Source organism: Variovorax sp. GW821-FHT09B01 (assembly GCF_059418345.1).
This window is the reverse complement of the sequence record NZ_JBWKPQ010000006.1, coordinates 18955-40171: the sequence shown is the minus strand read 5'-3', so window position 1 is coordinate 40171 and position 21217 is coordinate 18955. Positions and strand designations below refer to the sequence as shown.

At 69.2% G+C, this 21217-nt stretch carries 24 protein-coding genes and 2 tRNA genes; 9 read left to right on the top strand and 17 right to left on the bottom strand.

What is annotated here, in order from left to right:
- Positions 1–20: 20 nt before the first annotated feature.
- The gene (locus AC07RV_RS19140; RefSeq protein ID WP_296789237.1) at positions 21–449 is read left to right on the top strand and encodes an SRPBCC family protein; all 429 of its coding nucleotides are present in this window, start codon (positions 21–23) and stop codon (positions 447–449) included.
- On the opposite strand, the gene pobA is transcribed toward AC07RV_RS19140, so the two are convergent.
- Positions 419–1600, bottom strand: coding sequence for a 4-hydroxybenzoate 3-monooxygenase (pobA, locus tag AC07RV_RS19135; RefSeq protein WP_261213778.1), 1182 nt, complete (start codon positions 1598–1600; stop codon positions 419–421). The genes AC07RV_RS19140 and pobA overlap by 31 nt on opposite strands.
- Before the next feature lie 130 nt (positions 1601–1730).
- On the opposite strand from pobA, the gene AC07RV_RS19130 reads away from it, so the two are divergent.
- The 5 genes from AC07RV_RS19130 to AC07RV_RS19110 all read left to right on the top strand — a co-directional run bounded on the left by AC07RV_RS19130 (position 1731) and on the right by AC07RV_RS19110 (position 6562).
- A complete protein-coding gene (locus tag AC07RV_RS19130) occupies positions 1731–2501 on the top strand; it encodes an IclR family transcriptional regulator domain-containing protein (protein ID WP_296789238.1) in 771 nt (256 codons plus the stop codon).
- A gap of 55 nt (positions 2502–2556) precedes the next feature.
- Positions 2557–3216, top strand: coding sequence for a response regulator (locus AC07RV_RS19125; RefSeq protein WP_057592472.1), 660 nt, complete (start codon positions 2557–2559; stop codon positions 3214–3216).
- 44 nt (positions 3217–3260) lie between these two features.
- Positions 3261–4580: an ATP-binding protein gene (locus AC07RV_RS19120; RefSeq protein ID WP_444813601.1), complete on the top strand. Its 1320-nt coding sequence runs from the start codon at positions 3261–3263 to the stop codon at positions 4578–4580.
- A gap of 115 nt (positions 4581–4695) precedes the next feature.
- Positions 4696–6171, top strand: coding sequence for a DegQ family serine endoprotease (locus AC07RV_RS19115; protein ID WP_093341427.1), 1476 nt, complete (start codon positions 4696–4698; stop codon positions 6169–6171).
- Positions 6172–6205: 34 nt separating this feature from the next.
- Positions 6206–6562, top strand: a complete 357-nt coding sequence (locus AC07RV_RS19110; protein ID WP_296789239.1) for a hypothetical protein — start codon at positions 6206–6208, stop codon at positions 6560–6562.
- A gap of 15 nt (positions 6563–6577) precedes the next feature.
- Here the strand turns inward: AC07RV_RS19110 and AC07RV_RS19105 are convergent, their stop codons facing one another.
- The 3 genes from AC07RV_RS19105 to AC07RV_RS19095 form a co-directional block, all read right to left on the bottom strand.
- The gene (locus AC07RV_RS19105; protein WP_296789241.1) at positions 6578–8539 is read right to left on the bottom strand and encodes a sensor histidine kinase; all 1962 of its coding nucleotides are present in this window, start codon (positions 8537–8539) and stop codon (positions 6578–6580) included.
- Positions 8481–9233 carry a response regulator transcription factor gene (locus AC07RV_RS19100; protein ID WP_093341431.1) on the bottom strand — a complete coding sequence of 251 codons (753 nt, stop codon included), beginning with the start codon at positions 9231–9233 and terminating at the stop codon, positions 8481–8483. The genes AC07RV_RS19105 and AC07RV_RS19100 overlap by 59 nt, the downstream gene beginning before the upstream one ends.
- A gap of 108 nt (positions 9234–9341) precedes the next feature.
- Positions 9342–10304 (bottom strand): helix-turn-helix transcriptional regulator, encoded by a 963-nt coding sequence (locus AC07RV_RS19095; RefSeq protein ID WP_296789244.1) that lies wholly within the window; start codon positions 10302–10304, stop codon positions 9342–9344.
- Positions 10305–10400: 96 nt separating this feature from the next.
- Between AC07RV_RS19095 and AC07RV_RS19090 the strand changes: the two genes are divergently transcribed.
- Positions 10401–10805 carry a GFA family protein gene (locus AC07RV_RS19090; RefSeq protein WP_296789245.1) on the top strand — a complete coding sequence of 135 codons (405 nt, stop codon included), beginning with the start codon at positions 10401–10403 and terminating at the stop codon, positions 10803–10805.
- Between the two features lie 73 nt (positions 10806–10878).
- Here the strand turns inward: AC07RV_RS19090 and AC07RV_RS19085 are convergent, their stop codons facing one another.
- Complete coding sequence (locus AC07RV_RS19085) at positions 10879–11769, bottom strand: CsgG/HfaB family protein (protein ID WP_296789247.1); 891 nt, start codon at positions 11767–11769, stop codon at positions 10879–10881.
- A 564-nt stretch (positions 11770–12333) separates the two neighbouring features.
- Here AC07RV_RS19085 and AC07RV_RS19080 point away from each other — a divergent pair.
- On the top strand, positions 12334–12570 hold the full coding sequence (locus AC07RV_RS19080) for a hypothetical protein (RefSeq protein WP_093341437.1): 237 nt from the start codon (positions 12334–12336) through the stop codon (positions 12568–12570).
- Between the two features lie 138 nt (positions 12571–12708).
- Here AC07RV_RS19080 and AC07RV_RS19075 read toward each other — a convergent pair whose 3' ends face one another.
- The 4 genes from AC07RV_RS19075 to AC07RV_RS19060 form a co-directional block, all read right to left on the bottom strand.
- Positions 12709–12933 (bottom strand): hypothetical protein, encoded by a 225-nt coding sequence (locus tag AC07RV_RS19075; RefSeq protein WP_296789248.1) that lies wholly within the window; start codon positions 12931–12933, stop codon positions 12709–12711.
- A 58-nt stretch (positions 12934–12991) separates the two neighbouring features.
- Entirely contained in the window at positions 12992–13261 is a 270-nt protein-coding gene (locus AC07RV_RS19070) for a hypothetical protein (protein ID WP_057596661.1), read from the bottom strand.
- A gap of 319 nt (positions 13262–13580) precedes the next feature.
- Positions 13581–13844 carry a terminase small subunit-like protein gene (locus AC07RV_RS19065; RefSeq protein WP_296789249.1) on the bottom strand — a complete coding sequence of 88 codons (264 nt, stop codon included), beginning with the start codon at positions 13842–13844 and terminating at the stop codon, positions 13581–13583.
- 736 nt (positions 13845–14580) lie between these two features.
- Positions 14581–14658: transfer RNA gene (locus AC07RV_RS19060), tRNA-Met, on the bottom strand.
- Positions 14659–14724: 66 nt separating this feature from the next.
- On the opposite strand from AC07RV_RS19060, the gene AC07RV_RS19055 reads away from it, so the two are divergent.
- Positions 14725–15606 (top strand): AbiJ-NTD4 domain-containing protein, encoded by an 882-nt coding sequence (locus AC07RV_RS19055; RefSeq protein ID WP_296789251.1) that lies wholly within the window; start codon positions 14725–14727, stop codon positions 15604–15606.
- On the opposite strand, the gene AC07RV_RS19050 is transcribed toward AC07RV_RS19055, so the two are convergent.
- The 8 genes from AC07RV_RS19050 to AC07RV_RS19015 form a co-directional block, all read right to left on the bottom strand.
- Positions 15582–16103 carry a nuclease domain-containing protein gene (locus tag AC07RV_RS19050; RefSeq protein WP_296789252.1) on the bottom strand — a complete coding sequence of 174 codons (522 nt, stop codon included), beginning with the start codon at positions 16101–16103 and terminating at the stop codon, positions 15582–15584. The two genes, AC07RV_RS19055 and AC07RV_RS19050, sit on opposite strands and share 25 nt — an antisense overlap.
- Before the next feature lie 14 nt (positions 16104–16117).
- Positions 16118–16339, bottom strand: coding sequence for a hypothetical protein (locus tag AC07RV_RS19045; RefSeq protein ID WP_296789253.1), 222 nt, complete (start codon positions 16337–16339; stop codon positions 16118–16120).
- Positions 16336–16812, bottom strand: coding sequence for a hypothetical protein (locus AC07RV_RS19040; RefSeq protein WP_296789254.1), 477 nt, complete (start codon positions 16810–16812; stop codon positions 16336–16338). The genes AC07RV_RS19045 and AC07RV_RS19040 overlap by 4 nt, the downstream gene beginning before the upstream one ends.
- A gap of 101 nt (positions 16813–16913) precedes the next feature.
- Positions 16914–17099 (bottom strand): hypothetical protein, encoded by a 186-nt coding sequence (locus tag AC07RV_RS19035; protein WP_296789256.1) that lies wholly within the window; start codon positions 17097–17099, stop codon positions 16914–16916.
- Positions 17100–17121: 22 nt separating this feature from the next.
- Positions 17122–17197 (bottom strand) — tRNA-Asn (locus AC07RV_RS19030).
- 68 nt (positions 17198–17265) lie between these two features.
- Complete coding sequence (locus tag AC07RV_RS19025) at positions 17266–19359, bottom strand: TonB-dependent siderophore receptor (RefSeq protein WP_296789257.1); 2094 nt, start codon at positions 19357–19359, stop codon at positions 17266–17268.
- Positions 19360–19418: 59 nt separating this feature from the next.
- Positions 19419–20375, bottom strand: coding sequence for a thiamine phosphate synthase (thiE, locus tag AC07RV_RS19020; protein ID WP_296789259.1), 957 nt, complete (start codon positions 20373–20375; stop codon positions 19419–19421).
- Between the two features lie 8 nt (positions 20376–20383).
- Positions 20384–21199: a thiazole synthase gene (locus AC07RV_RS19015; RefSeq protein WP_296789260.1), complete on the bottom strand. Its 816-nt coding sequence runs from the start codon at positions 21197–21199 to the stop codon at positions 20384–20386.
- Positions 21200–21217: the final 18 nt, after the last annotated feature.

The following is a 21217-nucleotide window of genomic DNA, read 5'->3' as shown; positions in this document are numbered from 1 at the left end:
TGAGCGCGAAGGAGCCCGCCATGGCCACCATCCACCGGGAATTCGAACTCACCGCGAGCGCGGCGCAGGTCTGGGACGCGCTGCGCGACTTCCGCGCCGTGCACCAGCGGCTCGCGCCGGGCTTCCTCACGGCCTGCCGCATCGACGAGGAGGGCGCGCGCATCCTCGACTTCTCCAACGGCAGCGTGGCGCGCGAGCTGCCGGTGTCGATCGACGAGTCGCTGCACCGCATCGCCTACACCGTCACGGGCAGCCGCATGCGGCATCACCATGCGTCGGCGCAGGTGTTCGACGCGGGCGAAGGGCGCTCGCGTTTCGTCTGGATCACCGACGTGCTGCCCGACGAGCTCGCGCCCTACATCGCCGGCATGATGGACGAGGGCGCGGCCGCGATGAAGAAGAAGCTCGAGGCCGAGGCTCAGAAGTCCTCGAGCGGCAGCCCGACGTAGTTCTCGGCCAGCGAGGTCGAGGCCGCGTGCGAATGCACGAGGTAGTCGAGCTCGGCCTCCTGGATCTTCTGGCCGAAGGCGCCGGTCTCGGGGAAGCGGTGCATCAGCGAGGTGAACCACCACGAGAAGCGCTCGGCCTTCCAGACCCGGCGCAGGCACAGGTCGGAATAGCGGTCGAGCGCCGAGGCCGAGCGCTCGCGGTAGAAGATCTCGAATGCGCGCGACAGGTAGCCCACGTCGGCGGTCGCGAGGTTCAGCCCCTTGGCACCGGTCGGCGGCACGATGTGCGCCGCGTCGCCGGCCAGGAACAGCGAGCCGAAGCGCATCGGCTCGGCCACGAAGCTGCGCAGCGGCGCGATGCTCTTCTCGAGCGAAGGGCCGGTCACCAGCCGCTCGCGCGCTTCCGGGTCGAGGCGCGCGCGCAGCTCGTTCCAGAAGGCCTCGTCGCTCCAGTTCTCCACCCGTTCCTCGGTCGGCACCTGCACGTAGTAGCGGCTGCGCGTGGCGCTGCGCATGCTGCACAGCGCGAAGCCGCGTTCGGTGTTGGCGTAGATCAGCTCGTGCGACACCGGCGGCACGTCGGCCAGCACGCCGAGCCAGCCGAAGGGGTAGACCTTCTCGTAGGTCTGGATCGCATCGGCCGGCACGCTCGCGCGGCTCACGCCGTGGTAGCCGTCGCAGCCGGCGATGAAGTCGCACTCGATCTCGTGCGTCTGGCCGTCCTTCTCGTAGCGCACGCGCGGCGAGCGCGAATCGAAGTCGTGCAGGCTCACGTTGGCCGCGCTGTAGACCGTGGCCAGGCCCTCGGCCGCGCGCGCTTCCATCAGGTCGCGCGTCACCTCGGTCTGGCCGTACACCGTGACCTGCTTGCCGCCCGTGAGGCCGTGCATGTCGATGCGGTGGCGCGCGCCCTTGAACAGCAGCTCGATGCCCCCGTGCGGCAGGCCCTCGGCCTTGGCGCGGGCGTCGACGCCGGCACGTTCCAGCAGGTCCATCGTGACCTGCTCGAGCACGCCCGCGCGGATGCGCCCGAGTACATAGTCGCCGCTCTGGCGTTCGACGATGACGTTGTCGATGCCGGCCTTGAACAGAAGCTGGCCGAGCAGAAGGCCGGCCGGGCCGGCGCCGATGATCGCTACCTGGGTGCGCATGTCGTTGTCTCCGAGAAGTTCCGCGAAGCGTAGGGCGCGCGCGCCGCCCTGGCACGCCGGCCGATGCGGCTGTGTGCGATCATGCGAATGGCTGCGCGATGATCGCGCAACTTCCCGCTTCGCCCCACTCATGACCATCGCCAGAGCCGACTTCATCGAGGGCATCGCCAAGGGAATGGCGGTGCTCGAAAGCTTCGACACCGAGCGCCAGCGCCTCAACGCCACCCTGGCGGCCGAGCGCGCCGGTCTCACGCGCGCCGCGGCGCGCCGGCACCTGCTGACCTTGGCGCACCTGGGCTACCTCGAGACCGACGGCAGCTACTTCTGGATGGCGCCCAAGGTACTGCGCTTCTCGGGCAGCTACCTGGCCTCGTCGCGCCTGCCGCGCGCGCTGCAGCCCACCCTGAACCGGCTGGCGGCGCAGACCGGCGAATCCTTCTCGGCCGTGGTGCTCGACGGCGAGGAGGTGGTGATCGTGGCGCGCAGCGGCAGCTACGGCACGCCCACGCGCGTGCTGGCCTATGGCCTGCACCTGGGCGCGCGGCTGCCGGCCCATGCCACCTCCACCGGCCGCGTGCTGCTGGCCGCGCTGCCGCCGGCCGAGTTCACACGCTGGCTCAAGGGGCGCCATCTCGCGCGCCTCACGCCGCAGACCACCACCCAGGCGCGCGCGCTGCGCCAGCTGGTGACGCGCGCGCGCAAGGAAGACCATTGCTTCGCGAGCGAGGAGCACGAGCTCGGCGTGCAGGCGCTCGCCGTGCCGCTGCGCGACATGCAGGGTCACACGGTGGCCGCGCTCAACGTGGTGCTGTCGGGCGCGCGCTACCAGGAGGAGGCCCTGCGGCGCGACATGCTGCCGCTGCTGTTCGAGGCCGCGCGCGAGGTGCGCGCGCTGCTTTGAACTTCGCCCGGTCCCACCGCCTCGAACCGCCAAACCAGAACATCAGGAACCCGCCATGCGACTGCTGCTCCTCGAAGACGACGTGATGATCGGCGAAGCCGTGCTCGACCTGCTGCGTGCCGAGCAGTACGCGGTCGACTGGGTCAAGGACGGCGACAGCGCCGAGTCGGCGCTGCGCACCCAGGATTACGACCTGGTGCTGCTCGACCTCGGCGTGCCGCGCCGCGACGGGCTGGAGGTGCTGCGCAATTTGCGCGCGCGCAAGCAGCGCATGCCGGTGCTGATCGCCACCGCGCGCGACTCGATCCAGCAGCGCATCGAGGGCCTGGACGCCGGCGCCGACGACTACGTGCTCAAGCCCTACGACCTCGACGAGCTGCTGGCGCGCATCCGCGCGCTGCTGCGCCGCGCGGCCGGGCGCGCCGAGCCGGTCTACGAGCACATGGGCGTGAGCATCAATCCCGCCACCCGCGAGGTCAGCGTGGCCGGCCAGCCGGTGGTGCTGTCGGCCCGCGAATGGGCCGTGCTCGAGCCGCTGCTGGCGCGGCCCGGCATGGTGCTCTCGCGCGCGCAGCTCGAGGAGAAGCTCTACAGCTGGAAGGACGAGATCAGCAGCAACGCGGTCGAGGTCTACGTGCACGGCCTGCGCAAGAAGCTCGGCGCGGAGCTGATCCGCAACGTGCGCGGCGTCGGCTACATGGTGCCGAAGGCGTGAGCGGCGTGAGCGGCGTGAGGGGCGTGACGGGACTGGCCGCGCGCATGACCGGCTCGCTGCGCGCGCGCCTGCTGTGGTTCCTGCTCGCGGCCATCGTGCTGGCGGCCGGCGCGCAGGCGCTGGTGGCCTACCGCACGGTGCTCAAGGAGGCCGACGAGATCTTCGACTACCACATGCAGCAGATGGCGTTGTCGCTGCGCGCCGGCCTGCCGCCCAGCGCGGCGGTGGGCGGCCTCGGCGGTGCCGAGCAGAACTTCGATTTCGTGGTGCAGGTCTGGACCGCCGACGGCGTGCGCATCTTCGAGTCGGCCGACCAGGCCGCGCTGCCGCAGCTCGCGGTGCTGGGCTTCGCCGACGTGCGCGCGCGCGGCACCACCTACCGCGTGTTCTCGATGCAGACGCGCGGGCTGGTGATCCAGGTGGCGCAGGACATGGCGGCGCGCCAGCACATGGCCGGCACCCTGGCGCTGCGCACCGTCGCGCCGGTGGCGCTGATGGCGCCGCTGCTGATGCTGGTCGTGTGGTGGGTGGTGAGCCGTTCGCTCGCGCCGGTGGCGCGCGTGCGCACCCAGGTGGCTTCGCGCCAAGCCGACGATCTCTCGCCCGTGAGCGAGGAGAAACTGCCCGACGAGGTACGGCCGCTGGTGCAGGAACTCAACCTGCTGTTCGACCGCGTGCGGCAGGCCTTCGAGGCGCAGAAGCACTTCGTGGCCGACGCCGCGCACGAGCTGCGTTCGCCGCTGGCCGCGCTCAAGCTGCAGGTGCAGGGCCTGCAGCGTGCCACCGACGACGGCGCGCGCGAGCTCGCCATCGGCCGATTGGTGGCGGGCATCGACCGCGCGACGCGGCTGGTCGAGCAGATGCTCGCGCTCGCGCGCCACGAGGCCAGCATGGCCGCGGGCGCGCCGCCCGAGCCGGTAGTGCTCGCGGAGGTGGCGCGGCTGGCGGTGTCGGACGCCGTGGCCGCGGCCCAGGCGCGGCGCATCGACATCGGCATCGCGCGCGCCGACGAGGGCGCCGCGGTGAAGGGCCAGCCCGAGGCGCTGCGCATGCTGCTGCGCAACCTGCTCGAGAACGCCGTGAAGTACACGCCCGAGGACGGCCGCGTCGACATCGCGATCGCGCGCCAGGGCGAGGCGGTCGAGCTCAGCGTCGACGACAGCGGCCCGGGCCTGCCGCCCACCGAGCGCGAGCGCGTGCTCGACCGCTTCTACCGCTCGGGCGAGCCGCAGGCGCCGGGCAGCGGGCTCGGCCTCTCGATCGTCAAGTCGATCGCCGAGCTGCATGGCGCGAGCGTGGCGCTCGATGCCTCGCCGAGCCTGGGCGGGCTGCGGGTGGTGGTGCGCTTTCCGCAGCACGCCTGACACCGCGGCCGAGCCCGGCCGGATCGTTCAAGCGGCGTTTAAGCGGCGCTTAAGCGAGCGCAACGACATTCCTTCCATCGCATCAGCGTCACGACGCAATGAAAGGAACCGATCCATGAACACCCGACTGACTTCGCCCCGTGCCTTGGTCCTGGCCCTGGCCACCGCGGGCGTGATCGGCGCCGTCGGCGCCGGCGCCTACACCAGCGCGCGCGCCGTGGGCACGCCCACCAACGCCACCGCGACCGCGCCGGCCGCCATGGTCACGCTGCCCGACTTCTCGACCATCACCGCGCGCGACGGCGCGGCCGTGGTCAACATCAGCGTCACCGGCACCATGAAGGCCTCGGACGACGAGGAGGCCGCGCAGATCCAGGGCATCGATCCCGACGATCCGATGTTCCAGTTCTTCCGCCGCTTCCAGGGCCAGATCAACCCGCGCGGCCAGCAGCAGCGCGACGTGCCGGTGCGGGCCCAGGGCTCGGGCTTCATCGTCGACGCCAACGGCATCATCCTGACCAACGCCCACGTGGTGAAGGACGCGAAGGAAGTCACCGTCAAGCTCACCGACCGCCGCGAGTACCGCGCCAAGGTGCTGGGCGCCGATGCCAAGACCGACATCGCGGTGCTCAAGATCGACGCCAAGAACCTGCCCGTGCTCGCGCTGGGCAACACCAAGGACCTGAAGGTCGGCGAATGGGTGCTGGCCATCGGCTCGCCGTTCGGCTTCGAGAACACCGTGACGGCCGGCGTGGTCAGCGCCAAGGGCCGCACGCTGCCCGACGACAGCTACGTGCCCTTCATCCAGACCGACGTGGCGGTGAACCCCGGCAACTCGGGCGGCCCGCTGCTCAACACGCGCGGCGAGGTGGTCGGCATCAACTCGCAGATCTACAGCCGCAGCGGCGGCTACCAGGGCGTGTCGTTCTCGATCCCGATCGACGTGGCGGTGCAGGTCAAGGACCAGATCGTCGCCACCGGCAAGGCGGTGCACGGCCGCCTCGGCGTGGCGGTGCAGGAAGTGAACCAGGCCTTCGCCGATTCCTTCAAGCTCGACAAGCCCGAGGGCGCGCTGGTCTCGAACATCGAGAAGGGTGGCCCCGGCGACAAGGCGGGCCTGAAGGCCGGCGACGTGATCCGCAAGGTCGGCGACCAGCCCATCGTGTCCTCGGGCGACCTGCCCGCGGTGATCGGCCAGCAGGCCCCCGGCACCAAGGTCACGCTCGAGGTGTGGCGCCAGGGCGAACGCCAGGAGCTGACGGCGAAGCTCGGCGATGCCAGCGACAAGCCGGCCCAGGTCGCGAAGGCCGACAAGGCCACCGGCCAGGGCAAGCTGGGCCTGGCGCTGCGTCCGCTGCAGCCCGACGAGAAGCGCGAGGCCGCGGTCGAGACCGGCCTGCTGATCGAGGACGCGGCCGGTCCGTCGGCGATGGCCGGCGTACAGGCCGGCGACGTGCTGCTGGCGATCAACGGCACGCCCGCCAAGACCGTGGAGCAGGTGCGCGAGGTGGTCGCGAAGGCCGACAAGTCGGTGGCGCTGCTGATCCAGCGCGGCGACGACAAGATCTTCGTGCCGGTGCGCATCGGCTGACCGCCCCGGGCCGGACCCCGACGCGCGACGACCGATGAAGCCGCCGCACCGACGGACTTCGGCCCCGCAGGCCGAACGCCTCGACCCTGCCGACAGCGCCGCCAACGGGCTGTCGGCCCACATCCTGCCGACCTCCGCCACCATGATCGGCGTGTGCATGACCGTGATGTCCATCGGGCACCTCGGTCCGCGCGACGATCTGCGGCTGGTGATCGATCGGCTGCTCGCGGTCGACGCGCTGGTCTTCCTGGCCAGCGCGTTGCTGTCGTTCATCTCGATGCGCATGCGGCGCTCGGGTGCGCGGCTCGAGGCCTGGGGCGAGGTGGTGTTCATCGCGGGACTGGCGCTGCTGGCGCTCGGCGCGGTGGCGCTGACTTTCGCCTTGCGCTGAGTCCAGCGCCCGCGTTCAGTGCTGCGGGCAGTCGATCGCGCCCGGCCACTCGAGCGTGATGCGCGTGCCGCTGGCGGTGTTCTCTTCCTGCTCGACCGCCGCGATCTCCAGCCGCGCGCCGATGCTCAGCGCGCGCGCCCGCATGTTCGCGATGCCGTGGCCCTTCGTCTTCGGCGCTGCGCCCGCGGGCTGCAAGCCGACGCCGTCGTCCGTCAGCACGATGTGCACGCGCGGCGGCTGTGCCTCGGCCTGCCAGCGCGCATGCAACACGATGCGCGTGGCGCGCGCGTGCTTGAGCACGTTGGTGAAGGCCTCGAGCAGGATGCGCTGCAATTGCAGCGCGGCCTGGGCCGAGAACGGCGCCACCGGCGGGATCACGCCCACGTCCCACACCAGCGCGATGCCGGCCGCGTCCAGCCGCGGCTGCAGCCGGTAGCGCAGGGTGGCGAGCACGGTGGCGAGGTCGTCGTGCGTGGGCTGCAGCGAGTCGACCGCCATGCGCATCTCGTCGAGCGCGAGCTTCACGTGCTCCTCGACCACGGCGCGGTCGGGCGCGGGCTGGGTCACGACGTTGAGCAGGCCCACGAGCTGCGAGCCGACGCCGTCGTGGATCTCGCGCATGATGCGCTGGCGTTCGAGCAGCACGGCCTGTTCCTGCTGCTGCAGCCGCAGCGCGTCGAAGGCCACGCGCAGTTGCCCTTCGCGCTCGGCCACGCGTTCGGCCAGGGTGGCGTTGAGCGCGCCGTAGTCGGCCACGGTGCGGCTGTAGCGGTCGACCACCAGGCCCGCGAGGATCAGCACGAAGAAGAACATCGCGCGCGGCGTCTGCGAGGTGTCGGAGCCGCCGAAGAAGCCCATGCGCACCAGCAGCAGGTCGTGCATGCCCGCGAGGATCGCGAGCACGCCTGCCAGCAGCAGCAGCATGGCGATCGTGCGGCGCTCGACCCAGGCGCTGCGCGCCACCACCGGCAGGCAGGCCACGCCCGTGAGGTTCAGCAGCACCAGGCCGGCGGTCCACAGCGCCGGCCAGGCCAGCACGAAGGAGGCGATGGCGCTCGCGACCGCGATGCCCATGGCCGCGTAGAGCGCGCGCACCAGCCCCGCCGGGCCGCGCTGCAGCACCAGCAGCACGAAGCGCGTGATGAGCCCGATGTGCAGCGCATAGCACACCGCGATCACCACGCCCCAGAGCGGCCAGGGCAGGTTCATGTCGGGCCGCACCCGGTCGACGTTGTGCGGCAGGCCCGAGAGCGCGGCGAGCGCGAAGCAGCCATAGAGCGCCTCGCGCTGGCGCAGCCAGAGCGCGCCCGACAGGCAGCCCATCAGCGCGAGGATGGCCGCGTTGGCGATCACCGAGGTGTGGCGCCAGCGCTGGTAGACGCGGTAGCGCGGCAGCAGCTCGCGCTCGGTGCCGTACTGCAGCGTGGCCAGCGCCGCGCCGCGCTGGCGTTGCACGGTGGTGCGGATCACCAGTTCCTGCGCCGCGCCGGTGCGCTGCAGCGAGGCGGCCACCGGCACGAAGGGCGTGCCCTTGGTGTCGTAGGACGGATCGCCCAGCGTGCCGAAGCCCGCGAGCGGCGTGCCGTTGAACTCGATCGCGACCTGGTTGCCCACGCCCGCGAACAGCAGCGCGGCCGGTTCGCTCGCGGGCGCCGCCGCCGCGGGCAGGGCGATGCGGTAGGTGGCCTTGCCGCCGCGGCCCGGAAAGGCCTGGTCCCAGCGGAACGGCAGCTGCACGCGGCGCTCCTCGGCGGGCAGGCCGTCGGGCTCGAGGCGGGCCTCGGCGCTGGTGACGGTGTAGGGCGTGGCGGTGCCGCCGCCGGTACTGCTGGCGGCGGCCGGGCCGGCGATCAGCAGCAGCGCGGCGACCAGGACGAACAGGAAGCGCAGATCGGACGAAGAGGCGGCGGAAGGATGCTCAGGGCAGCCAGCCCAGGTTGCGCGCCTCGAACACGGCTTCGGACTTGTTGTGGACATCCAGCTTGCCGTAGATATTGCGGATATGGGTTTGGACGGTCGAAGCCGAGACTCCCATCTGCGCGCCGACTTCGGCATAGGTGAAACCACGGGAAACGAGGTCCAGCACCTCCGATTCGCGCGGCGACAACCGCACCGGCGGCGTGCGCGGGAGCGCCGAGGATGCCATGGCCGAGCCGATCGTGCCCTGGGCCAGCCCGACCAGCGCGCTGGCGCCGGCATGCAGGGGCGCATCGGTGCGCGCCTGCCAGCGGCGCAGCAGCTGCCGCGCGATCACCGGCGACATCGGCGAGCCGCCCGCGCGCAGGTGGCGGATGTGGGCCGCGAGCTCGCTCTCGGTGCCGTCCTTGAGCAGGTAGCCGCTGGCGCCGGCCTCGAAGGCGCGCAGCATGTTGGCCTCGTCGCCGAAGATCGACAGCACCATCACCGCGCAGGCCGGCTGCATGCTGCGGCAGCGGTCGATCACCTGCAGGCCCGGCAGGTCGGGCAGGCCCAGGTCGACCAGCAGCACGTCGACCGCGTTGTCCTCAAGCCAGGCCAGCAGCTCGGTCGCGGTCGAGGCGCTGTGGGCCAGGGTCAGCGAGGGATCGGCATCGACCACGCGGGCCAGGCGTTCGCGCATGCCGGTGTCGTCCTCGACCAGCGCGACCTGCGTGGTCGAGAGAAGGGGTGCGGCTGCGGTGTCGATGGCCATGGCGCGGGGGCGGCGGTCCTCGGGTGGGTGGAGTCCGCAGCGTAGGGGCCGGCGCGCACCGTGCCCATCCTATATACGTGGGATACGTGGAGGAGCGGACCGCCGCGCTCAGCGGCCCGACATGCGCGCCAGCCGCGATGCCACCCGCTGCAGGTGCGCGCCGAGTTCGGGCGGCGACTCGACTTCGAAGTCGTGCCCGAGGCAACCGAGCCAGACCGCCAGCGCATCGAGCGAGTTGGCCGCGGTCTGGATGCGCGTGCGATCGGGCGCCACGGCCTCGGGCACGCCACCGACCCATGACAGCTGCCCGTCGAGCGCGGCCACGGGCGCGTGCACCAGCACGCGCGCATGGTGCAGGTAGGGCGAGATCTGCAGCGCGTGCTGCATGTAGGCCGCGATGTCGCCGTGCGGCAGCCGCCGCGGCGTGAAGTGCGCGCCGGTGGGCTCGGGGTCGACGATGCGGTCGAGCCGGAAGGTGCGCCAGTCCTCGCGGTCCGTATCCCAGGCCAGCAAGTACCAGCGCTGGCCGGTCTGCACCACGCGGTGCGGCTCCACGCGGCGGCTGCTGACGACCTCGTAGTGATCGTGGTAGCCGAAGCGCAGCAGCGCGCGGTCGGCGCAGGCCTCGGCGAACAGCGACACCGCCTTGAGCCGGATGTCCGAGCGCTTCTGCAGCACCGGCACCACCGTGGCGCGCAGCTTGTCGAGCCGGCGGCGCAGCCGCGGCGGCATCAGCTGCTCGAGCTTGGCCAGCGCGCGCATCGAGGCGTTCTCGATGTCGTTGCCGCCGTCGCTGGAGGCCGGGCCCACGCCCAGGCCGACCGCCACCGCGATCGCTTCCTCGTCCTCGAGCAGCAGCGGCGGCAGGCTGTTGCCCGCGCCCAGCCGGTAGCCGCCGGCCACGCCCGAGGTGGAGTCGACCGTGTAGCCGAGGCTGCGCAGCCGGTCGACGTCGCGGCGCAGGGTGCGCTCGGTGATCTCGAGGCGGCGCGCGAGCTCGGCGCCGGTCCAGGCGCGCTGGGCCTGGAACAGCGACAACAGGCGGATGAGGCGGGCGGTGGCGGAGAGCATGGACGCGATGATGCCTGCGATCGAGGACAGGATCTGTCCGCAATGGACCTTAGTCTTCGGGCCTTCCAACACCTCAGACCCCCAGGAGAAAAGCCCATGCTCAAGACCTACAACGGCAGCTGCCACTGCGGCAAGGTCCGCTTCCAGGCCGACATCGACCTCGCGGCCGGCACCGGCCGCTGCAACTGCTCGATCTGCGCCAAGGCGCGCAACTGGGGCGCGATCGTGCGGCCCGAGGCCTTCCGGATGGTCAGTGGCGAGGAGGAGCTGTCGAGCTACCAGTTCGGCTCGTACAGCGCGCACCACCTGTTCTGCCGCCATTGCGGCGTGCGGCCCTTCGGCCGCGGCGACGTGGCCGAGGTCGGCGGCAAGTACGTCAGCATCAACGTCAGCTGCCTCGACGACGCCACGCCCGACGAGCTGGTGGCCGCGCCCGTGATGTACATGGACGGGCGCAACAACAACTGGTTCAACCCGCCGGCCGAGACGCGGCACCTGTGAGGGGCGGGCGAGAAAAAGCCCCGCGGCCTGGCGGCGGCGGGGCTCGCGCGACGTTGTTCGTCGCTCGCCGCGCTTACTTGCGGCGGCGCGCCGGCTGCTCGGCCGGCACGTAGGTCTGCGACGGCGCCGCGCCGCCATCCACGCCGAGGCGGCCACCGCCACCGAGGCCCTGGCCGCGCACCGTCTGCGCCTTGTAGTTGCGCAGCGAACGGACCATCTGGTTGAAGGCGTCCATGAAGGCCGCCGCGATCACCTTGCCCTGCGGCGTGCGCGTGTAGCCGCCGATGCCACCGGCCGCGCGGCCGCCGGCGAGGTCGGCGAAGCCCGCGAAGTCGGTCTTCGAGGCGCTGCCTTCCGCGGCCGCGACCTGCACGCCCGAACGGTTGTCGATCAGCGTCAGCAGCGCCGAGGCTTCCTTGGTCTGCAGGTTCGCGCCCAGGCTCGCGATGGCACGGCCGCGGCCGCCGCCGACCAGCCCGCCGATGGCGCCGCCGAGGCCGCCCGCGTCGTTGTTGCTGAACACGATCTCGGGCGACAGGCCGTAGTCCGACGCCACCATCTGGCCGCGACCGAAGTTGCTGCCGCCGCGCATCTCGCCCGACTGCTGCAGCGCGCGTTCGCGCGTCATCGCGTTCATGCCGGCCGCGCCGCGCTCGACCACCACGAAGCAGTTCGATTGCTGCACCAGCAGGCGCAGCAGGTTGGCGGTGGGCGGCAGCTTGTATTCGCCGGTCAGCACCGTGTACCAGCCGGCATTGACGTTCTCGATCAGCGAGACGGTGCCCAGCGGCGAGTCGCAGCGCTCGAGCGCGCTGCTTTCGCCCGAGGTGGCCGAGCCGGCCGCGCTGCCCGTGGCCACGGTCTTGGCCGATTGGCTGCCCATCTGCATGTCCATGGTCTGGCAACCCGAGAGGGCCAGCAGGCCGGCCAGTGCGCTTGCGAGAGAAAGTTTGGAAAAAGCCATGTCCCGATCTATCAAGTGAAACAACACGGCGCCTGCGCGGCAGGCGCCCCTATCGAACAGCCGAAGGTGGGACCGCGTGGCCAATACGAGCTCCCGATTCGATACCGCGTCGCAAGCGACCGCGCGACGATACGGACCGGTCACCCGGCACGCCAGTGTCGAAAGTCATGTGCGCATGCGCGTCGTCCGCGGCGCGGATTCCGGCATGGCCTGGAGTGGAAAAACGGTTCCTCGACCTCGGTTCGAACGGGGGCTCTTGGAAGGTGGCCCATCTTCGAAACGCGCCGCCTGATGCGATGCGCGAACGGCAAGGCCCGAGGGCTTGCGCGATGCGCCGGCTGGCGGAGCGAGGCGCGATTATCCATCTTGAAATCTTCAGGAAAGATGAGCACGGCGAGGGCGTTTTCGCTGCGCGCTTTCGATGAAAACCTTCGTCGTATTTTTGACCTCCAGTTAACATTTAATCGTTGGCGGAGGGTTGTGGCGCGTGAGGGATCTCACGCGACCTGCAGTCGGCTGGCGTTGTTTTGTTTTTTCCTCACTTCCAGAATCAGGAGTTTTCAGATGGCAACCACCAAGAAGAACGTCGTTGGAGAAGCGGCAGCCGAACTCACCCGCCAGCAGGTGCAGCAGGCCCTGGCCATCGCGGGCGCTTCGGATTTCAGCGGCTCGACCGACCCGGCCTTCGTCGGCTCCGTGCTCGTGGCGCTGGCCATCAACACCAGCTCGGTCAGCGCGACCATCGACAACGCGAAGACCCGCCGCGACGCGACCGGCGGAGGCGGTCTCACGGCGCACTGATCGGACCGTCGGAAATGAAAAGGCCGGCAAGCGCAATGCTTGCCGGCCGGAGTGGATCGAGTGTCGCGGGATCGGTGCGAGCCCGACGATGCCTGTGTTTGCAAGGCCGCGGCTCAGCGCGCGGCCTGTCTCATCGCATCAATCGCAGCGGAACAGCACGCCGCTCTCGGCCGGTGCCTTGCCGAGCCAACGCGGGGTCTGGCTCCTGTTGTCGCAGTACAGCTGCGCCTGCGTATAGGTGGTGGCGCGCAGGACGCCTTCGCGGAACTGCATCACTTCGTTCGGGGGCGTCGAGCAGCCGGCGATGGCCAGCGCGCAGGGGATCGACAGGAGGGCCAGGAGGGACGGTGCATGCCAGTTCATCGCACGATTCTCCGACATTCCCGCGTCTGCCAAGACATGCACCTTCGCGCCCGACGCTTCATCCCTGATTGGCCGCGGCCGCCGCACCCGGGTACAGGTACCTGAAGTAGGGCCCCGAGCTGCCGAACAGTCGTGCCGCGAGCTGCACCGGATCTTCGGCGCTGTGCTTCTCGTAGAGCACCGGTCCCCAGATGATGAAGCCGTCGATGCTGAGCGTGGCGGGCGCGGGCTCGATCGCCTTCCAGGCATGGGCGAATTTCGAGATCCACGCGAGGGCGTCGGTCAGCGCGTAGTTGGGCACGACCACGGGTTGTTCGATGCGGGGCATGGCAGTACTCCTGGGTTGAGAAGACTGTACAAATATACAGTAAACTCCATCCCATGGCAGGCGCGCGGCGCACCACTTTCCATTCTCCTTGACGGGTTGCCCGTCCCTTTGATGCTTGACTGCAAGAAGGCTTGAGCCCGGTCCGATGCCGGGCTTTTTTTTGTCCGCGCGATTCATCGATGGCGGCGTCATCGCGCTACGCGTGGGCGATGAAGAAAGAGCGGATGCGACGCGTGCGATCGGCCATCGATCGTGCCGCTGCGTTCGCTCACGCTGTCGACCTTGATGACCTCCTTCCCCGAGAGCGACATCTCGACCGTCACCTCGATCTCGTCGCGATGGGCACGATCTCGTCGGCCAGCACGTCGGCCCGGTCCTCCCTTGCGCGCGCGTACATCTCGGAGCGCTGCGAGTCGACGGCGATCCACGTCAGCATCGTCGTGTAGGGAATCCCGCGTTCCTTCACGAATCCCGCTAGGTGGCCGCCGCCGGCGATGTAGCCCACGAACTCTTCGAACGAAGCGGGCATGCTGGCCTTAAACGTCTCCCACGGCGTCAGCGGCTCGGGCTGCGGGATCACCATGAGCGCACGGGATTCGGGCCGTGTCGGCTCGGTGGTCGCCACAGACCCGTCAGCCCCTTCGGCGGGGGATGCGGTCTCGGTCGAAGCGATGCGCCACTTCCTTGCGGGAGGCGTCGGGGGCGGTGGCGCTGCCTTCTTACGGGGCGCCTTCCTCGCGGGGGTGGGAGCCTTGGTGGGCGTCTTGAGGGTCGGCGCTGCCTTGGCCTTCGGGGGCTTCTTGGCGTTTTCTGCAGGCGACGGCTTCTTCTGGGGCAAAGAAAGCCCGCCGGGGGTTAGCCGGCGGGTGGAAACGATCCTTGGGGATCGGGAGACAAGCAACGGGGATCAGCCCGCGCGCTCATTGCATCAATTCGGGGTGTGGGGGTGCAAGGGGGGCGGGTGCTGGTCCCTCCCGCGTCGCAGCTGCAGGCCGTCGGTGGTCGGCCAGGGCACAGAGGGGGATGCCCGGGCCCGGCGGCCTGCAGTGCGATGCCCTCGCTCTGGCGCGAGGATGGCCAGATCACCATCTGGCTCCGTAGGCTCGCCCAGACCCGCGCCGTGCAGTTAAAGACCTCCACCATTTAGCCCTGGTGGACCGCGCTGGAGTCGCGGTATGTCGGGCACGCGATAAATGCGGGGCGCCGGGCGCAAGCGGGTGCGACATATCGCCTCGGCCGGGCCGCCTTGCGCAGCCTCCCGGCACCATGCCTTCCGGCCCGTGCTCAGATCACGGTTGAGCCCCTTCGGGGGTGGTATCTGGTTGCGATGGCCCGATTCGAACGGGCGACCTGCGGGTTATGAGCGCCGCCGCGCTACCTGGCTGCGCTACATCACGGTGTCATTGCAGCGGATGACGGAGCCAGATTCAAGGGGGGTCGGTACCCCCGGGGTGGCAGTGGGCATGGCAAACTCCCAATTCAACAAGAAAGGCAGACAAGCAATGGCTACTTTTTCGCAGCGAATGGGCATCATTCCCATGGAAAAGGCAATTCAGAGCGAATCGATCGATGAGGCACTGCGAAATGCCATCTGGAATGCCATCGATATTTCAATCATTGCGCAGTATTACATTAGAGACCTTAAATCCTACAACCTTACGGTCGAAATTAGAGATCTCTTCGTAAAATCTTGGATCGAATTACTAAAAAATACTTTCGACACTGCACCGCCAGTCCAACATCTGAAAACAGCGGGTGCGTGGGGCGTCTGGCGGCGCATAGTGACGGACGGCGATTGGAACAAAGTCTATGATTTAGTAGACTTTATCGTTAGAGCGTCGCCCGATGAAATTAAGGCAAATTTCCAATCAGAACTCAATGATGCTCTCAAACGCGAGAACTCAGCGTATAGATGCATCGACTATCAACTAGTTCGAGTTACAGATCCGATTGAGATCGAGGCAATCGAGACGGCCATATCAAAAGGATCGGTCGAAATGCGCGAGCATTTCAACCAAGCCCTCCGCTTGTTATCTGACAGAAACTCACCGGACTACAGAAATTCGATAAAAGAATCCATCTCCGCGGTCGAGAGTGTTTGCAAGGCGATTTCTAAGTCGCCGAGCGCCACACTTAATGACGCTCTAAGGCTTATTAAGAAATCTGGAGAAATACACCCTGCGTTTGAACAATCAATAATTAAGCTATTCGCATACACGAGCGATGCTGGGGGAATTCGACACGGCCTCGCGGAAGGAGCTACACCGCCTTCCTACGCCGATGCAAAATTTATGCTGGTCTCGTGTTCGGCGTTCTGTAGCTATCTCTTGACCCAAGCTGCCTGAGACCCGTTGAGCGCGCTCATTGCCCATTCCACTGCGCGTCGATCTTGCAAAGTACGCGTGGTGTCCGTTGACACGCGCCGCCATTCGATGACCTGCAGCAAGTGAGCGGCAAGGAACGCGGCCTCCTTCACCAGCGCATCGGCCGGGCCCCGGTCCAGCCACCAATGGCAGGCGCTGCACCCCCAGCAGGACCAGCAATCGTCCGCCTTTCGCGCGCCGGCCTTGCCGTGGATGGAGAGGTTGCTGTGGCAGGCCACCGTCGTGTCGGTGCGACCGTTGCAGACCCCCTCGATGCGCAGCAGGCACGGCATGCCGCAGGCCAGGTCGAGGAGACGGCGGTTGCGGTGCGCCACCGACTTCGGTGCGGCGAACAGCGGCTCGTTGGCCGGCTGGGCGTAGCGCACGGGGCGCTCGAGAGGCTTGGCCACGGGCTTGACGCGCGCCGGCGCGGTGCCGGGCGCCGGCTGCCCGCGGCGCGGCCAGGGCGTGCGCTTCATCGGAGCGCTGCGCTTCATGGCATGACCCGATCGACCCAGTGCTCGTGCACGCCGGGCCACACCCTGCCGTCCATGGCATCGCACGCTGCCTTGAAGTCGATGCCCATCTCATGCGCGATGGTCGGCACGGCCTGGTTGCGCTCGAAGTAGCGACGGAACACCTCCATCGCCTGCGCGTGCGTGATGCCCCCTTCAAGGCACGCCGCTGTTGCCCGCGGGAACTGCACCACCGTCATGGCTTCTCGAACTCCTCGCGCCACTGCTCGACCACGTAGAACGTGCGCTCGTCGCCCAGGTGCGGCCACAGCACGCGGCGCGCGCGCGGCTCCCAGACGAAGGCGTCGACGCGCTGGTGCACGTCCACGAAGTCGCCCTCCTCGAGCGTGGCCCAGTCCATGGACTGCGGCACCGCCACCAGCTGGCCGTCGGTGCCCGGCAGGAAAGTGCAGTAGCCCGCGCCCACCAGCAGCCACATGCGCAGGTCCTCCTCGGTGTTGAAGGTCTCCTGCCGGTCGTGCAGCGCGCGGACCTTCGCGAAGAAGAGCCGATGGTGCTTAGGGCTGCGCGGCAGCCGGTAGTCGAACTGCAGCGTGGCGCTGATGGGCAGCGCCTCGATCGCGCGCTTGAACTTCGAGAAGGCGCGATGGCCGCCGTCACCGAGGCCGGCCAGCTTGCCGTCCTCCCCACGGGTCAGCACGACGCGGCTCATGGCGTCGGCACCACGTGGATCTCGCAGGCCCACTAGCCCGCGGCGTCGACGCGGTGGCCGTAGTCCCAGGTGATGGAGGCGTCGGCGCCGTCGCCTCCGAGCTAGGCGGCGACCTGGTCGCGCACGCCCTTGAGGCTGCCTTGCAGGTTGTCGCTGTCGAGCCAGCGGTTGCGCCCGCAGCGCACCGGCCTCCTGCGCGGCGCGTACCGAACTACTGGATATTTGGCAATTGCCAAATAAATGGCCAAAAAGGAAAATGCCCCGCTACCTTGTGAGTAGCGGGGCATCCAGTAGCCTTGCGGCTTGTTTTGGCTCCTCGACCTGGGCTCGAACCAGGGACCTACGGATTAACAGTCCGGCGCTCTACCGACTGAGCTATCGAGGAACAAGCCTCAGATTATAGCGTCGTTTTTGAGGGTCTGGCAAACCGACGCAACTTTTCGCTAAAAAAGTTCAGAGCGCGATGCTCACGCCCAATCGCAGCGTGCGCGGCGCGCCCGGGAACAGGTAGACATGGCTGAACTGATAGGGCGATTCCTTCCAGTAGCGGCGATCGAAGACGTTGTCGACGGCCAGCGACCAACTGGTGTTCACGCCGTTGAGCTTGGTTTCGTAGCGCAGCACCGCATCGAGGCGCGTCCACGACGGCAGTCGGATCGAACCATCGGGCAGCACGTTGCGCCGGCCTTCGTACGACAGCTGTCCCGCGATCTCGAGGCCCGCCACCGCGGGCACGCGGTAGGCGACCTGCGCGCGCAGCACCTGCTTGGGCACGTTGGTCGGCGACTGTCCGTTGAGCGCGGGATCGGCCGTGCTGCCGCGGCGCTTCGCATCGATGACCGACACGCTGCCGCCGAGGCGCCAGGGCCCCTGGTTCCATTGCGCGCCGGCCTCGAGTCCGCGATGCACGGCGCGGCCGTCGTTGCGCACCGTGCACGCTTCGCCGCAGGCATCGAGGTTGGTCAGCGGCCGCGAGATGTCGAACCACGCAAGCTGCCAGTTGAAGGCCTCGTTGCCGCCCTTGAGGCCCAGCTCCCATTGCCGCGACGCGAGTGCTGCGAGCGCCTGCCCCGCATTGCCGTAGAGGTCGGGCCGGTTCGGCACCACCTGCGATTCCACGCCCTTGCCCCAGCTCGCATAGGCCAGCAGCTCGGGCCGCAGCACGTAGCTCACGGCCACCCACGGCGTGGTCACGTCCTGCTTGTAGCCGGTCGGGTTCGAGCCGTCGTTGCCGATGCTGCTGCGGTCGAGCCGCGTGTGGCGCACGCCGACCCAGGTGGTGAAGCGCTCGTTCCAGCGGATCGCGTCCTGCAAGGTGAGCTCGGTCGAGCGCTCGTCGCGGTTGGTCTGCGGCGTGGTGGCGTCGGGCGCGGGCGGCACGAAGGAGGTCGCCCAGATGTTGCCGGTGCCCGCGTAGTTGTAGGCCTGGTTCTGGAAGCGGTTGCGCACGCGGCTTTGCAGCAGGCCGATGCCGAGCTCGTGCCGCACGCTGCCGGTCGTCACGTTGCCCTTGAGGTTGAGGCTGCCCGCGGTCTGCGTGCGGCGCTCGTTCTCGCTGCGGAAGTCGTAGACGTCGAAGGTGCCGTCGCTGCAGTAGCGGTCGTAGTTGCCCTCGGCGCCGCAGCCGAAGGCATAGGCCAGGCGGTCGTCGGTGCGCAGCCGCTGGCGGCCGATCTGCGCGCTCCAGCGCCAGTCGGCGTTGATGGCCTGGCTGAAGCGCAGCGTGCCGGTCAGCGCATCGAATTCCGAGGGTTGTGACCAGGGCTGGTTGTTGAGGTTGATGCGCGGATCGACCGGCGCCGGCAACCGGGCGCCCAGCAGGCTGTAGCCGTTCTGGCTCGGCTGCGTCTTGCGGCTCTTCTCGATCTCGAACTCGAGCACCGAGTCGCGCGTGATGCGCCAGTCGGCCGCGAGCGAGAACAGGTTGCGGTTGCCGTCGAGGTCGTGCACCAGCGGCTTGAGGTTCTCGGCCGCGACGTTGATCCGGTAGCCGAACTCGCGCTGCGCGCCGAAGCGCCCGCCGAGGTCGACCGCGCCGAGCAGGCTGCCGCGGCTCGTGGTCTCGATGCGCATGTTGCGCAGATCGTGTTCGGTCGGCCGCTTGACCACGTAGTTGACGAGTCCGCCCGGCGCACTGGTGCCGGCCTGGATGCCGCTGGTGCCGCGCAGGATCTCGACGCGCTCCTTGTTGTCGAGCGGGATCGAGGTCTCGGCGCTGATCGGCAGGCCCTCGCGCCGGTAGTTGAAGCGGTTGTCGAGCACGAAGCCGCGCACCGTGAGGTAGTCCCAGTAGCCGGCCGAGTTGTAGGCATCGGTCACCGAGGCATCGAACTGCGTGAGGTCCGCGAGGCGTCGCGCACCGCTCGCGCGCAGCTGGTTGCTGTCGATCACGGTGGCCGACAGCGGCAGCTCGCGCAGCGGCACGTCGCCGAAGCCGCTGATCTCGGCCGGCGGCGCGAGGGCGGCCGGGTTCACGGTCACGGCGGGCAGTGCGGTGGTGTCCTGTGCCTGGGCGAAGGCACCGTGAGCAGCGAGCAGGGCGGCCATCGCACAGGCGATGGGGGTGCGGGAAAGAAGAGGAGAGGGATGCGTCATTCGGTCGGATTTCAGGGCTTCGCAGCCGATGCGGTGTGGTGGGCGTCGATGGCGGCCATCCATTGCGCGGCCGTGCCTTCAGGGTCCTCGGCGGCGACCAGCGCGCGCACCACAGCGACGGAACCGACGCCGGTGGCGAGCACCTCGGGCAGGCGCAACGCGTCGATGCCGCCGATGCCCACCTGCGGATAGCCACGCACCAGGCGCGCATAGGCCGCGAGCCGCGCCACGCCCTGCGGCGCGGTCGCCATCTTCTTGAGCGTGGTCGGATAGACCGCCCCCATCGCGATGTAGCTCGGGCCGACCGCGTCGGCGCGCACCATCTCCGCATAGCCGTGCGTGCTGACGCCCAGCCGAAGGCCGGCGGCGCGGATCCGTTGCAGCTCCTCGGGCGCGAGCGCATCGAGGTCTTCCTGGCCCAGGTGCACGCCGTAGGCGCGTGCCTCGATCGCCACGCGCCAGTGGTCGTTGATGAACAGCAGCGCGCCGGTGCCTTGCACGGCCGCCACGGCCGCGTGAACCTCGCGCGCCACGGCCGCCGCCTCGTCCGACTTGAAGCGCAGCTGCACCGTCGGCACGCCCGCGCGCGCCATGCGGCCGACCCAGGCGGCATCGGGCAGCACGGCATAGAGGCCGAGCTGCTCGGGGCAGGGCGCGAAGGCGTTGTCGCGCGCCGCCGGCGGAAATTCGTGCAGGCCGAAATCGACGGGCGCGTCGGGCCAGCGCTGCGCATCGAAGCCGCCGAGGCGTTCGCTCTGCGCGCGCCAGGCGCGTGCGATGCATTCGGCGTCGATGTCGATGAAGCCGAGCGCGCCGCAGGCCTGCCGCGCGCCGCGGTAGATGGCGTCGTCGGCGCTGTAGGCGATGGCGGCCGCGGGGGCCGAGGTGGCGGCGCCGAAGCGCAGGCCATGCGCCGCGACGATCTCCTGCGCGACGCGCGCGCGGTCCAGATGAAGGCTGTCGTTCATGGTGCCGCTCATCCCGCGTGATGCCAGAACGGCGTGCCCAGCACCGGCGTGCTCGCCTGCGCCGTATCCTGCGCGGCCATGGCGCCGGCGCGGCGCGCGGCCCGGCCGGCCTGCACCGCATCGGCGAAGGCACCGGCCATCGCGACCGGGTCCTGCGCCAGTGCGACGGCGGTGTTCAGCAGCACGCCGTCGAAGCCCCACTCCATCACCTGGCAGGCATGCGAGGGCAGGCCCAGGCCCGCGTCGACCAGCATCGGCACCTCGAGCCGGTCGCGCAGCACCTGCAGCGCATAGGGGTTGACCGGCCCGCGGCCGGTGCCGATCGGCGCGGCCCACGGCATCACGGCCTGGCAGCCGACGTCGACCAGCCGCTGGCACAGCACCAGGTCCTCGGTGCAGTAGGGCAGCACCTTGAAGCCGTCGCGGATCAGCTGCGAGGCGGCATCGACCAGGTTCAGCGTGTCGGGCTGCAGCGTGTAGTCGTCGCCGATCAGCTCGAGCTTGATCCACGGCGTGTCGAACAGCTCGCGCGCCATCTGCGCGGTGGCGACCACTTCCTGCACGCTGTGGCAGCCCGCGGTGTTGGGCAGCACCGGCACCTCGAGCCGGCGCAGCAGTTCCCAGAAGCCGTTGCCGAGCTCGCTGTTGCCCGAGCCCTGGTTGGCGGTCTGGCGCCGCAGCGAGGCCGTGAGCATCGCGGGCTTCGCGCGCTTCACGGCGGCCTCGAGCAGGTCGGGCGAGGGGTAGCGCGCGGTGCCCAGCAGCAGGCGGCTGTGGAAGGTCTCGCCGTAGAGCACCAGCGGGTCGTTCGGGGTCGTGGTCATCGGTCTTGTCTCCATCAA

Excerpts from the sequence above, each read along its gene's own strand:
- AC07RV_RS19140 (WP_296789237.1), top strand. The coding sequence starts at position 21 with ATGGCCACCATCCACCGGGAATTCGAACTCACCGCGAGCGCGGCGCAG.
- pobA (WP_261213778.1), bottom strand. The coding sequence starts at position 1,600 with ATGCGCACCCAGGTAGCGATCATCGGCGCCGGCCCGGCCGGCCTTCTG.
- AC07RV_RS19130 (WP_296789238.1), top strand. The coding sequence starts at position 1,731 with ATGACCATCGCCAGAGCCGACTTCATCGAGGGCATCGCCAAGGGAATG.
- AC07RV_RS19125 (WP_057592472.1), top strand. The coding sequence starts at position 2,557 with ATGCGACTGCTGCTCCTCGAAGACGACGTGATGATCGGCGAAGCCGTG.
- AC07RV_RS19120 (WP_444813601.1), top strand. The coding sequence starts at position 3,261 with ATGACCGGCTCGCTGCGCGCGCGCCTGCTGTGGTTCCTGCTCGCGGCC.
- AC07RV_RS19115 (WP_093341427.1), top strand. The coding sequence starts at position 4,696 with ATGAACACCCGACTGACTTCGCCCCGTGCCTTGGTCCTGGCCCTGGCC.
- AC07RV_RS19110 (WP_296789239.1), top strand. The coding sequence starts at position 6,206 with ATGAAGCCGCCGCACCGACGGACTTCGGCCCCGCAGGCCGAACGCCTC.
- AC07RV_RS19105 (WP_296789241.1), bottom strand. The coding sequence starts at position 8,539 with ATGTCCACAACAAGTCCGAAGCCGTGTTCGAGGCGCGCAACCTGGGCT.
- AC07RV_RS19100 (WP_093341431.1), bottom strand. The coding sequence starts at position 9,233 with ATGGCCATCGACACCGCAGCCGCACCCCTTCTCTCGACCACGCAGGTC.
- AC07RV_RS19095 (WP_296789244.1), bottom strand. The coding sequence starts at position 10,304 with ATGCTCTCCGCCACCGCCCGCCTCATCCGCCTGTTGTCGCTGTTCCAG.
- AC07RV_RS19090 (WP_296789245.1), top strand. The coding sequence starts at position 10,401 with ATGCTCAAGACCTACAACGGCAGCTGCCACTGCGGCAAGGTCCGCTTC.
- AC07RV_RS19085 (WP_296789247.1), bottom strand. The coding sequence starts at position 11,769 with ATGGCTTTTTCCAAACTTTCTCTCGCAAGCGCACTGGCCGGCCTGCTG.
- AC07RV_RS19080 (WP_093341437.1), top strand. The coding sequence starts at position 12,334 with ATGGCAACCACCAAGAAGAACGTCGTTGGAGAAGCGGCAGCCGAACTC.
- AC07RV_RS19075 (WP_296789248.1), bottom strand. The coding sequence starts at position 12,933 with ATGAACTGGCATGCACCGTCCCTCCTGGCCCTCCTGTCGATCCCCTGC.
- AC07RV_RS19070 (WP_057596661.1), bottom strand. The coding sequence starts at position 13,261 with ATGCCCCGCATCGAACAACCCGTGGTCGTGCCCAACTACGCGCTGACC.
- AC07RV_RS19065 (WP_296789249.1), bottom strand. The coding sequence starts at position 13,844 with ATGGTGATCCCGCAGCCCGAGCCGCTGACGCCGTGGGAGACGTTTAAG.
- AC07RV_RS19055 (WP_296789251.1), top strand. The coding sequence starts at position 14,725 with ATGGCAAACTCCCAATTCAACAAGAAAGGCAGACAAGCAATGGCTACT.
- AC07RV_RS19050 (WP_296789252.1), bottom strand. The coding sequence starts at position 16,103 with ATGAAGCGCACGCCCTGGCCGCGCCGCGGGCAGCCGGCGCCCGGCACC.
- AC07RV_RS19045 (WP_296789253.1), bottom strand. The coding sequence starts at position 16,339 with ATGACGGTGGTGCAGTTCCCGCGGGCAACAGCGGCGTGCCTTGAAGGG.
- AC07RV_RS19040 (WP_296789254.1), bottom strand. The coding sequence starts at position 16,812 with ATGAGCCGCGTCGTGCTGACCCGTGGGGAGGACGGCAAGCTGGCCGGC.
- AC07RV_RS19035 (WP_296789256.1), bottom strand. The coding sequence starts at position 17,099 with ATGCCCCGCTACTCACAAGGTAGCGGGGCATTTTCCTTTTTGGCCATT.
- AC07RV_RS19025 (WP_296789257.1), bottom strand. The coding sequence starts at position 19,359 with ATGGCCGCCCTGCTCGCTGCTCACGGTGCCTTCGCCCAGGCACAGGAC.
- thiE (WP_296789259.1), bottom strand. The coding sequence starts at position 20,375 with ATGAACGACAGCCTTCATCTGGACCGCGCGCGCGTCGCGCAGGAGATC.
- AC07RV_RS19015 (WP_296789260.1), bottom strand. The coding sequence starts at position 21,199 with ATGACCACGACCCCGAACGACCCGCTGGTGCTCTACGGCGAGACCTTC.